This is a genomic window from Shewanella sp. SM101, from assembly GCF_025654465.1.
Taxonomy (GTDB): Bacteria; Pseudomonadota; Gammaproteobacteria; order Enterobacterales; family Shewanellaceae; genus Shewanella; species Shewanella oncorhynchi.
Window position 1 is genome coordinate 17535 of the sequence record NZ_JAKKRH010000051.1, and the last position, 10798, is coordinate 28332.

Here is a 10798-nt window from a genome sequence, read left to right on the forward strand (position 1 = left end):
ACATTTATCCTTAACTCCAAATCTAAAGGAAGTTTCATGCAAAGTGTGCCATAACCAGTGTCTATACTAACGGCCTTTTTTTTCGTTTAGGACAAATTGCCTATGAAGACATTTATGAAAGACGAGTTAGCCCTGCTACTGGGAATACTGACCTTAGTATTCTTTAAAACCGGTGGCGATAGCTTACTCGCCGATGGCACCGCCCTCTCGACCTATATTCCCGTTTCACTCGCCCTATTGGGTGTAGTGACTTGGGCTATTTTCTCTGTGGTACGCCACTCAGATGCACTAGCGATTAAGCTTGGCGATCCCTATGGCACCTTAATCTTAACTTTATCGGTCATTTCACTCGAAGTGGTGATGATCTCCTCCGTGATGCTGACCGGAGAACCCAACCCTGTCATGGCGCGCGACACTATGTTCGCCGTCGTCATGTTGATCATCAATGGCTTAGTAGGCTTTACATTATTACTTGGCGGCTGGCGTTACCATACCCAGCATTTCAATTTAGATGGCGTAAAATCCTATCTCGTGGCGATTATTCCCCTCGCCCTACTCTGTTTAGTACTGCCCAATTTTACCGAAGGTGGCACTATTGGCGGCATGTCTAAAGCCATGTCTTGGATGCTGATCATTATTTCAATTCTGCTCTATGGCGTCTTTTTAGTGGTACAGACGAAGAGCCACAGCCATTTCTTTGTCGATGCCGATCATGAAGACCATGAGGAACACCACGGCATACTACGCAGTAATGCTTACCATACCATTCTATTAATTGGCTACTTACTCGTGGTCATTTTGCTGGCAAAAACCTTAGCTATGCCCATCAATTACAGCGTAGCTACCCTAGGCGCTCCACAGGCATTAGGGGGCTTTATTGTGGCCTGCTTGATTTTATCTCCCGAAGCTGTGGGAGGCTTTAAGGCCGCGTTAAACAATCAATTACAGCGGGCGATGAATCTGTATTTTGGCTCAGTGCTCGCGACGATTGCACTCACAGTCCCCGCGGTATTAATTATTGGCAGCGTGATAGATCAAGAAGTCCATTTAGGCCTGTCACCCGCCGACATGGTGCTATTAATCACCAGTTTAATGGTCTGTAAGGTAAGCTTTAGTAGCGGTCGCACCAATGCATTGCATGGCGCGACTCATATAGTCTTGTTTATCGTTTACTTGTTCTTAATGTTTGAACATGCCTAAACTTTATTAAATCCAAGGCCGAGCGTGATTTATTTGCGTCTCGGCTTTACGCTTTTCTCATCCAGATTGACCCGCAGTAAGAGTACAAACCAGACTAAAGCGCCAACAACAAACCAGATAAAAATCCACACTAACTTATGGCCATTACGAGCCTCAAATGGCTCAAATTTGGGCATAAAAATCGTTTGATGTTCGGCTTGGTAAAGCGGACTTTTTTGTGCGGCGCTGAGCAACTCTGAACGAAGAGAGGATGGAGCTAATCGTTCAAGGTAAACAAAACTCTGGGGGTCCAACTCATTGAACTCATTTAGGGATTTAGCCAAAAACGCTTTGAATTGCGCTTCTTTCTCATCGGGTTCAAGTCGATTACTGATCTCCTGCTGATAAACTTTCCCATACCAAGCGAGGGCCTTAGCATGCCAACTGTCTGCACGCTCTGCAAAAATCGGCATAGCGATATACAGTGCCATATTTAAGTGACTACTATGTTTACCTGTAACCTCTAGGCTTCGCTGCAAACCAATTTGCGTCTTATCAATATAAGATTGCTGCAACTGATAATACTGAGTATTTTCATGGAGATATAATTCTTGTATCGAAGCTAATTGCGTTAACTTGCCCGTGGTAGTCTTGAGATATTCCTGCGCAACGATGCAAGGAACAGCCATTAATTGCACCGCGATCAATAAATAGAAAAAGCGCGAATTATCTTTAACAAACTTGAGTCGTTTTAGCCTAGGTCGGATATAAATGATCGATAATAGCCAAGACAGTATCTGTGGCAGCCACAAATTAACGATATCTTCATCTAGGCTAAAAAACTCAAGGTTAACCAACAACAGCCAATGGACAAAACTGTAACCAGAAACAAATAACAGGCTGAGAAATAAGAAGGGAAAATAGATAAGTTGAATTTTTTTTAAAAATACATCCACACGAATGTCATCCTTGAGAACATAAAATAACGACTATGGTACGCTCAAATCCATCATAAATTTACCAAAATTGAGTAGAAACTCAAAGCGTTAAAACATAAAGGCCAGATTGATTGCTCATCTGGCCTTTATGTTTGTACTTTTATAAAGCTGCAACCGAGAAACTAGGTCTCACTCAACTTAGCTAATTGCTGCTGGCTACGTTGTTTCTTGTATTGCTTAGCTTCAGCAGGAATAGGAGTGACTTTGCCAGTCTCTAACCAGTTACGTAAACGGTTAGCATCCGCAATATGCGTATATTTGCCGTAAGCATCGAGCACGACAAATGCCACTTGGCGTTTTGCCATTTCAGTACGCATCACAAGGCAATGCCCTGCTGCATTCGTAAAGCCTGTTTTGGTTAGATGAATATCCCAGTTATCTTTATAAACCAAACGATTGGTATTACGAAAATCTAAACTGTATCTTGGGTTGGCAAAGGTTACCGTCTTCTTCTCGGTCGAACTCAGCTGGCCTAGCATAGGGTACTTTTCACTGGCCTTAAGTAATACAATCAGATCACTGGCACTCGAAACGTTTTTATAGGATAAACCTGTAGGTTCAACATAGCGGGTATTTTTCATTCCCAGCGCTTTTGCTTTGGCATTCATCGCCTTAATAAAAGCTTTATGACCACCGGGATAATGATGTGCAAGACTTGCAGCGGCACGGTTTTCTGATGACATTAAGGTCAGTAATAACATTTCTTTACGGCTGATTTCACTGCCGATACGAACTCGAGAATAAACACCTTTCATTTCTTTGGTATCACGGATGTTTACCGCAAGCTTTTGCTCCATAGGTAACTTTGCATCCAGCACCACCATAGCTGTCATCAACTTAGTGACAGATGCAATTGACATTACTGCATTAGGATTATTGGAATAAAGCACTTCATTGGTTTTTAAGTCCACGACTATCGCACTACGTCCTGCAATTTCTTGCTTTAATGGTGCTTGCTTCGTTTTTGCTGTCGATTGAGTTTTGGTGCTTTTATATGCGACAGAGGCCGAATCGGCTGAATGCGCTGTCGTGGCAACGGTGAGACTGCTGCACGCAAGAATAAAACTACTGAGCAGAAAACGGATCTTCATATAGATTTCACTGAATAGATAAGGGATCGATTGTGCTATGGCACAGGTTTTGGCTAAGTATAGGAGTTCTACAGTGAAAGAAATAGAATGCAATTAGACTTTTATCAGTAAGATCAGCACTTTCTTCTCAATTTTTTTATGTAAAACCAGCTTAACCTGTCACCAATCCAGAGCAATAAAGCATCTAGCTCTAGACCTTTCAATTGTAGTAGAGATAAAATCTTAGAAAGAGATTTTTTTCAGTAGAATAATTTGAAATGAAAATAATGGGCGACTTTTTGCACTTTTAACAAAAGTCCCTGTACAACAGTGGTTTCAAGCATCTAAATACGTCATTTTAGGCGAATGAAAGCGTTAACATACGCCCTAAAATGCCGCGTTATAGCATCTTATCCGCTAGCGTAAGACAAATTCGAGTAAAGCTTCAGTATCTTCACACTCTTGTATCAGTTGGTCTGTCAGCACAAAGCCGTGTCTGAGCAGCACTCGCTGTGAAGCTAAATTATGTTTAGCCACATGGGCAAAGAGGGGTCTTAAACTGACTAAAGGCAAAAATTGCGCTAAGGTCTGTGTCGCGATACCTTTGCCCCAATATTCACGGTCAATCCAATACCCTATCAGCGCTTGTCCATCACTTTGCCAATGCCCAATATTGCCCACAAACTTGCCATCGACCAATATCGCCCTTGGTAATACATTCACTTGTCCCAGAATATTTTGATGCCAATGTTTAAAAAACGCTTCTCGATCTCGAGGAGGAAATTGAGCAAGCTGGTTAGCAATGGGATCGCTTTGATGCACAAAAATAGCTTCAAGATCACTTTCAATAATCGGGCGTAAACTCACGCTGTATTGCGTGTTTGGTTGTTTGTCTGACTTACTAGACATAGGTATCACCATTAATACTATGTATTTCAACTTGGTACAGCATGCCACATTTTATGAAGGTAAGCTCAAAAAAAAAGCGCATAACCGAGAAGGAGTTAGCGCTCGAAGAGGCAAATTTGCCGAAATTGAGGTGTGTAAATTCAAGCCATAAAACTCACACGATAGCATTCAAAGCCTAGATAAAAATCAATGCAAAAACGGGTGCGCCTAATACCATAGCGATACCAATAAAAATCATAGTCAAACTGGCGATAACGCCCTCTTGCTTGCCGATTTCATTGGCTTTTGCTGCGCCCGCACCATGGGCAGATGCGCCTAGAGCAACACCTTTACCTAACGAAGTACGAATACGCATAAATTTAAATAAGGGATCGCACACCAAGATGCCAATGACGCCTGTAATTAACACCATCATGGCCGTCAACTCAGGCACGCCGCCAAAGGCACTGGTCGCCTCCATCGCAAAGGGAGTCGACACCGAACGTACCAGCAAACTCTTAGACAACTCCACCGGCAGAGGCACAAACTTCACCAGCAGCCAAGAAGACATCATCCCCAGAAACAATCCGGCCGTTACACCTAACCCTATCGTCAGCGGATACTGGCGGATCAAGTTACGCTCACGATAAATCGGCAAAGCAAAGGCGATAGTCGCTGGCGCTAACATGGCCATCAACCAATGGGTGTATTCAAAATAGGTTGGCAGCGGGATCTTAAGATTAAACACCAATAAGGTAATCACTATTGGCGCTAACACTATGGGCGCTAACCACCAGACTCTATGGTACTTATAGAGACGCTTGGCACCGAAGTAACAGAATATTGTCAGCAATAAGCTGAATAAGGCTAATCCCGTCTGCGACAACACAAAATCCACCACTCTTGAGTCATTCATAACTAAGCTGCCTTAGCGTGGCGACGGGCTTGCTTTTTGATGTTCAGTTGGCGCTCAAAACGAAACACTCTATCGACCACAAAGCCTGTACCAAACATCACACACACACTGCCCATCACTAAAGTGAACAATATATTGGTGCCGTATTGCTCAAACAAACCTTCGTACTTAATAACGGATATCACTGGCGGGATGAAAAACAGCAATAACTCACCAATCAACCAAGCGGCGCCCAGTTGTACGGCATTTTCAGGAATGAGTTTAAAACCTAATAAAAATAAGAGTATACCTAAGCCAATCACACTCCCTGGAATAGGAGAATGTGCCCAAGTGGCGAACCAGTGACATGCGAAGGACAGTAAACAGAAGAGGCCGATTTGGCTTAATAACAAAGCCCAATGTCGACACTGACGTATTGCGGCTTGTGGGAATGACATGATTTTCTCGGTTAGAACAAAGTTTTCTATAGGGCTATTCTAGGCTTGCCTATTTGATAAAAAAAATGAATATTAAGAATGTAATGCATGAATTTTAAGAATACATTTAAAGGTGAACCTTAATGGACCTCAAAGTTATCCGCTATTTTATCGAAATCGTCGATGCTGGAGGCTTCGGTAAAGCCAGCGAAAAAGTCCATCTCACCCAACCTGCACTATCAAAAGCCGTACGCCAATTGGAAGAGGAGCTAGACCTCATCTTACTCGAACGCGGTAAACGCGGCACCCAAGTCAAACTCACGCCCGCGGGCGAAGTTGTTTATCGACATGGCAAAGAGTTACTCGCTGGCCGACAACGCATGCTCGCTGAACTCACAGCCCAACGCAGCTTAACCGCGGGCGAACTCAATCTCGGATTGGCTCCTCTAGGGAGTGCCGAAATTTTTGCCCCGATTATTGCCAAATATCGCCAGCAATATCCGCAGATAGAGATGCACTTACTCGTCCGTGGCGGTGTAGAGCAAACCGCGGCAATCCAAAAGGGCGAAATTGAACTGGCTACTGGGATTATTGATTTTGATGAGGGTTATGACGGCATACGCGTGTTTAACGATCCTATGGTAGTAGTGCTGCCTAAGGAAAATCCGTTATCCACCCGACAGATATTATCGTTTAGCGATCTCAGTGCCGACCCTCAGGTGATGTTCGAAACCGAATACACTCTCTACCAATTAGTGCTCAATGCCTGCAGACACGCCGGATTTGTCCCTAAAAACATTACCCGCGTTAGCCAAGCCGATTTCGGTATTGCCTTAGTCGCCGCGGGCACAGGGGTTATGGTATTACCGCGCTCCATCGCGCGGCGCTACAGCGTGTCAGGCGTCGTAAATATCCCGCTGGCGAGTGACGAGCTGCGCTGGGAGTTATCCCTCTTTTGGCGCAAAGACCAAGTATTGTCCTTCGCGGCTCAAGCCATGATCGCCTTAGTCGAGAAGCACTTAACCCATAAATAACCCTATTCTTACCAAGGAACCACTAAGCTTAAACGCACTAGCGTATCGCTATCCCATGGCAGAATAGGCAAATACTCAGCCGAGTTAACATCGACTTTGGCATAGTGGTCTAAATTGTATTGCGTGTGTTCGGCGCTCAGCACGAGCAGGCTGTCTGGCCGCCAAAAATCGGTTTGGTAACTCAGCTCAAAGCGATATTGATTCTCTAACCATTGGTCTTCGTCTTGCCAGGTTTGTGCGGCCACTTGCATATGTAGCTTAGGCGTCACATTAGCCCCTACACTTCCCATAAAGGTATAAGCAAACGTACCATTGCCAAAATCGCCACGATCGTAACCTCGAGTTCTAGGCACATCGTCATCGATTTCGAGATAGTAATAACCCGCACCCGCTTTGAACTGGGCCTGTAATGCTTGCCCATCAAAGTTAGCTGTCAGCCCAGGAAATACCTTAGCTTGTTTCTCAACCGAGCTAACGGTATTACGCTTTCCCTGTAAATCGAACTGCCAACCGAATGAAAACGCGGGATTAACACGATAAAATTCACCGCTCGCGGCATAGGCAGACTTAAACCACACAGGGATGTGGTCAGGGTCGAGTTTATCGACATCTACGTCTATATAGGCATCAAGCGCCGCCGTCAGCAAAATATCACTTTGGGTCTTATGTTCTAACAATAGACTCGCATTCACCCCTAAGGTGTGAGAATCCTCAACCACAAAATCATGGCTGCCTAAGCTGTAATGCCACTGAGTTTGCTCTTCGGCCTGCAGTGCACCCGATAAGCACAGGGCTAAACACACTAATGCTGAGTTGAGATAGTTCACTTTTGACTCCTGAAATATCGTTTCTAGCTTGATAATCAAATCAGCCAGAGGATTAAACTGCATAAAATAGGAATAACACCAACTAAGGTTGCCGTTAAAGAGCGGCTAAACTAGCCAATTTAATCAAAGAATAATAGGCGATAGTTCAAATTATGACACTCTCATTGAGAAGCCGCTAATAAACACCACAGAAGTATAGATAGCCAAAAACCTAACAGTAACAATAGTTATAGACCAAAGCACAATAATTCAACCCAGAAAAAACAACTTACACACAAATTTGTACAGGAAAGCAGCTGGCTTCAATCTTGCGACTGAAAACCGCAAAATAGAAATGAATTTTTAATCAAATTAACAGCATAATTATTGACACTTAATGCTCATCTGCCTATAGTCGCCACACTGATAGTGAAATCGACAAGAGAGTCTTAAATGAAAAAGTCCATGTTATTAGGCGGCCTGACCTTAACTGCCACCTTGTTGTTAGCTGGATGCGGAAAAAGCGATGACGTGTTAGTCGTTGGCACCAATGCCGCCTTCCCTCCTTTTGAATATGTTGGCGGCCAAAGTGGCGATGAAATCAAAGGCTTTGATATCGATCTGGCCAAGCAAATCGCTAAAGATGCGGGCAAGACGCTCAAAGTCGAAAACATGAAGTTCGATTCACTGATCGTCGCACTCAACTCAGGCAAGATTGATTTTATCGCCTCGGGCATGACGATTACTGCTGAACGTCAGGCCAACGTAAACTTCTCAGAGCCTTACTACGAAGCGACTCAAGTCGTACTAGTCAACAAAGATAACGATAGCATTCATACGCTTGAAGATATTAAAGGCAAACACTTTGCGGTGCAGTTAGGCACAACCGCTGACATTATGTCGAAAAAATACACCCAAAATATCACCGCCTTTAATACGGGTTTCGAAGCCATTATGGAGCTTAAAAATTCAAAGGTAGATTTAGTGTTATTCGACAGCGAACCTGCCGCTAACTATCTGGCTAAAAATCCTGAATTAAAGATGATCAAACTGGATTTTCCTGCTGAGTTTTATGGTTTCGCCGTGTCAAAAGAGCAGCCTGAACTGCTGGCGAGCATCAATAAAACACTGGCTAACATGAAAGCCGACGGCCAATATCAGACGCTCGTTTCTGCCCATATAAAGTGATATCAGCATGATAGACGCAATTAATACCTCGCTATTTAGCCCGATTGGCGAAGATGGCATGATAGGCATACTGCTGATATTAAATGGTTTGAAAGTGACGTTAATCGTCACTTTCTTCGCCATGTTATTAGGCGCAGTGTTAGGCATTGGCACCACCTTTATGAAGATGTCGTCTAAGTGGTATATCCGCTTCCCCGCCAATCTTTATGTCGGTGTGATCCGTGGCACCCCAGTAGTTGTGCAATTAGTGATCCTTTACTTCATCGTGCTTTCAGCCTTAGATGTCGATAAGATCACCGCCGCCATTATCGCTTTTGGTCTCAATAGCGGCGCGTATATTTCTGAGATAATCCGCGCAGGGATTCAAGCCGTTGATAAAGGTCAAACCGAAGCAGCCCGTTCACTTGGCTTGTCCCAAGCAATGACCATGAAGTCGATTATTCTGCCCCAAGCGATTAAGAATATTCTGCCCGCACTTGGTAATGAATTTATCGTGCTCCTCAAGGAAACCGCCGTCATTGGCTTTATCGGTGGCGTTGACCTTATGCGCGCCGGTGAAATCATCCGTAGCCGTACCTTTGAGGACAGTGTGCCCTTATTTACCTGCGCCCTTATTTACCTATTCCTGACCTACAGCTTCACATTTGTGCTGTCGAAATTTGAAAAGAGGTTGAAACAAAGTGATTAAAATAACCAACCTGCATAAAAACTTCGGCGATAACCAAGTGCTCAAGGGTATTAGCGAGCATATTCATCAGGGCGAAGTGGTGAGCGTGATCGGTCCAAGCGGCAGTGGCAAGAGTACCTTTTTGCGCTGTATCAATCTGTTAGAGCAGCCAAGCCAAGGCGATATCGAGATTGAAGGTCAATTGATCACAGCGCCAAACGCCTGCGTAGATAAACTGCGGCAAAAAGTGGGCATGGTGTTTCAAAACTTTAACTTGTTCCCCCATAAAACCGTCATCCAAAACATCACCTTAGCGCCTATTAGTCTAAAACTGATGACGCCAGCTCAAGCCGAGACCAAAGCCCTCGACCTACTGGCACAGGTTGGTTTAAGTGACAAAGCCAATGCCTACCCCGCCAGTTTATCGGGCGGCCAAAAGCAAAGGGTCGCCATTGCCCGCGCATTAGCGATGGAACCAGACTTGATGCTGTTCGATGAGCCAACATCGGCACTCGATCCTGAAATGGTCGGGGATGTATTAGACGTGATGAAAGACTTAGCGCTAAAGGGCATGACCATGGTCATTGTCACCCACGAAATGGGCTTTGCGCGCGATGTATCCGATCGAGTGATCTTTATGGACGGCGGTTATGTAGTCGAATCTAGTCCACCAGATGAGCTATTTAGCCACCCGAAAGAAGCCCGTACCCAAGCGTTTTTAAGCAAAGTATTACGCTAGCTTAAGCGGCTTAAGTCCTGTCACTCACGCTCACTGTCATGACCTTTATAAGTACGTGCAGTGAGCGAAGAATTCAAATTAGGATCCCAACATTCAACGTTGATGACAAAGACTAAATTAGACAAGTCAGAATACAATCATCTTTCACAACACCATAAACATTATGCCTTTGAATTAATAGGTATTGAACAAAGCTAAATAGCCGTTTATCTGTTCAGGGAGTTTATTGTCATTGTGTCTCTAGCGACACGCCGTGAATATGTCCTTATAGGCTCGACGGCGACATCCATGTCGCCAACGGTCACTGGTGCCACAATACCAATTTTAACTACCAGTTTTGCTATATATACGTAAAAAGCTAGTAGACATAAATGGGTTAGAATTCTTGCTCTAATCTATGATTTTCGGATTAAATTTTCTATGGATTAACGCCGCACTCTAGAACAAACCGAAGCGCAGCGCAGATTTGTCCCTAGCAGCGCCTTGTTATGCGCTTGCCGCTTCACTTAAATCAATCTCCATTGGAATCTGATATGAATTTGTGTAAAGGCTAGCTTTAAATGATGCCCTCGGCGTGATCAGGACTTTTCCATCTTTTACTGAAATTGTACCTACCAGAGGAAATATATCCGATGGCCCTTTAAGATCAACTGTAGTGGCACACTAATTTTGGCCACCTAAATAGAGGTGATATTATTACCTCGTAGATGACTTTAGGTGAACACATGAGATCGACAACCAGAAAAACATTTAGTGCTGAATTCAAACTTGAAGCAGCCCAATTAGTCCTCGATAAAAACCATAGCATCATCGAAGCTGCAAAGGCGATGAACGTAGGTAAGTCCACTATGGATAAATGGGTGAGACAGTTAAAACTAGAACGCCAGGGTGGCACAC

General features: G+C 44.1%; 12 protein-coding genes. 6 read left to right on the forward strand and 6 right to left on the reverse strand.

The window, feature by feature from the left end; all coding sequences use genetic code 11:
• Nucleotides 1–102 precede the first annotated feature (102 nt).
• The gene (locus L5M38_RS20405) at nt 103–1200 is read left to right on the forward strand and encodes a calcium:proton antiporter (RefSeq protein WP_025008445.1); all 1098 of its coding nucleotides are present in this window, start codon (nt 103–105) and stop codon (nt 1198–1200) included.
• A 29-nt stretch (nt 1201–1229) separates the two neighbouring features.
• Here L5M38_RS20405 and L5M38_RS20410 read toward each other — a convergent pair whose 3' ends face one another.
• The 5 genes from L5M38_RS20410 to L5M38_RS20430 all read right to left on the reverse strand — a co-directional run bounded on the left by L5M38_RS20410 (nt 1230) and on the right by L5M38_RS20430 (nt 5488).
• The gene (locus L5M38_RS20410; protein ID WP_263180175.1) at nt 1230–2135 is read right to left on the reverse strand and encodes a hypothetical protein; all 906 of its coding nucleotides are present in this window, start codon (nt 2133–2135) and stop codon (nt 1230–1232) included.
• 164 nt (nt 2136–2299) lie between these two features.
• Nucleotides 2300–3268: a D-alanyl-D-alanine endopeptidase gene (pbpG, locus tag L5M38_RS20415; protein WP_105251600.1), complete on the reverse strand. Its 969-nt coding sequence runs from the start codon at nt 3266–3268 to the stop codon at nt 2300–2302.
• 396 nt (nt 3269–3664) lie between these two features.
• The gene (locus tag L5M38_RS20420) at nt 3665–4156 is read right to left on the reverse strand and encodes a GNAT family N-acetyltransferase (RefSeq protein ID WP_263180176.1); all 492 of its coding nucleotides are present in this window, start codon (nt 4154–4156) and stop codon (nt 3665–3667) included.
• Nucleotides 4157–4331: 175 nt separating this feature from the next.
• Nucleotides 4332–5051 carry an LrgB family protein gene (locus L5M38_RS20425; RefSeq protein WP_198571831.1) on the reverse strand — a complete coding sequence of 240 codons (720 nt, stop codon included), beginning with the start codon at nt 5049–5051 and terminating at the stop codon, nt 4332–4334.
• 2 nt (nt 5052–5053) lie between these two features.
• Entirely contained in the window at nt 5054–5488 is a 435-nt protein-coding gene (locus L5M38_RS20430; protein ID WP_028761649.1) for a CidA/LrgA family protein, read from the reverse strand.
• A gap of 122 nt (nt 5489–5610) precedes the next feature.
• Between L5M38_RS20430 and L5M38_RS20435 the strand changes: the two genes are divergently transcribed.
• Nucleotides 5611–6501: a LysR family transcriptional regulator gene (locus L5M38_RS20435; RefSeq protein ID WP_113938996.1), complete on the forward strand. Its 891-nt coding sequence runs from the start codon at nt 5611–5613 to the stop codon at nt 6499–6501.
• Between the two features lie 8 nt (nt 6502–6509).
• Here the strand turns inward: L5M38_RS20435 and L5M38_RS20440 are convergent, their stop codons facing one another.
• A complete protein-coding gene (locus L5M38_RS20440; protein ID WP_263180177.1) occupies nt 6510–7328 on the reverse strand; it encodes a hypothetical protein in 819 nt (272 codons plus the stop codon).
• A gap of 432 nt (nt 7329–7760) precedes the next feature.
• Between L5M38_RS20440 and L5M38_RS20445 the strand changes: the two genes are divergently transcribed.
• The 4 genes from L5M38_RS20445 to L5M38_RS20460 form a co-directional block, all read left to right on the forward strand.
• Complete coding sequence (locus L5M38_RS20445) at nt 7761–8495, forward strand: basic amino acid ABC transporter substrate-binding protein (protein ID WP_011847627.1); 735 nt, start codon at nt 7761–7763, stop codon at nt 8493–8495.
• 7 nt (nt 8496–8502) lie between these two features.
• Nucleotides 8503–9183 carry an amino acid ABC transporter permease gene (locus L5M38_RS20450; protein WP_006085903.1) on the forward strand — a complete coding sequence of 227 codons (681 nt, stop codon included), beginning with the start codon at nt 8503–8505 and terminating at the stop codon, nt 9181–9183.
• A complete protein-coding gene (locus L5M38_RS20455) occupies nt 9176–9901 on the forward strand; it encodes an amino acid ABC transporter ATP-binding protein (protein ID WP_131525581.1) in 726 nt (241 codons plus the stop codon). The genes L5M38_RS20450 and L5M38_RS20455 overlap by 8 nt, the downstream gene beginning before the upstream one ends.
• Before the next feature lie 725 nt (nt 9902–10626).
• Nucleotides 10627–10798 (forward strand): transposase (locus L5M38_RS20460; protein WP_263148087.1); only part of this gene is annotated, 172 nt, incomplete at its 3' end.

What these genes read in the sequence shown, in the direction of transcription:
- L5M38_RS20420 (WP_263180176.1), bottom strand. Translation starts at nt 4,156, where the DNA reads ATGTCTAGTAAGTCAGACAAACAACCAAACACGCAATACAGCGTGAGT.
- L5M38_RS20425 (WP_198571831.1), bottom strand. Translation starts at nt 5,051, where the DNA reads ATGAATGACTCAAGAGTGGTGGATTTTGTGTTGTCGCAGACGGGATTA.
- L5M38_RS20405 (WP_025008445.1), top strand. Translation starts at nt 103, where the DNA reads ATGAAGACATTTATGAAAGACGAGTTAGCCCTGCTACTGGGAATACTG.
- L5M38_RS20430 (WP_028761649.1), bottom strand. Translation starts at nt 5,488, where the DNA reads ATGTCATTCCCACAAGCCGCAATACGTCAGTGTCGACATTGGGCTTTG.
- L5M38_RS20435 (WP_113938996.1), top strand. Translation starts at nt 5,611, where the DNA reads ATGGACCTCAAAGTTATCCGCTATTTTATCGAAATCGTCGATGCTGGA.
- pbpG (WP_105251600.1), bottom strand. Translation starts at nt 3,268, where the DNA reads ATGAAGATCCGTTTTCTGCTCAGTAGTTTTATTCTTGCGTGCAGCAGT.
- L5M38_RS20445 (WP_011847627.1), top strand. Translation starts at nt 7,761, where the DNA reads ATGAAAAAGTCCATGTTATTAGGCGGCCTGACCTTAACTGCCACCTTG.
- L5M38_RS20450 (WP_006085903.1), top strand. Translation starts at nt 8,503, where the DNA reads ATGATAGACGCAATTAATACCTCGCTATTTAGCCCGATTGGCGAAGAT.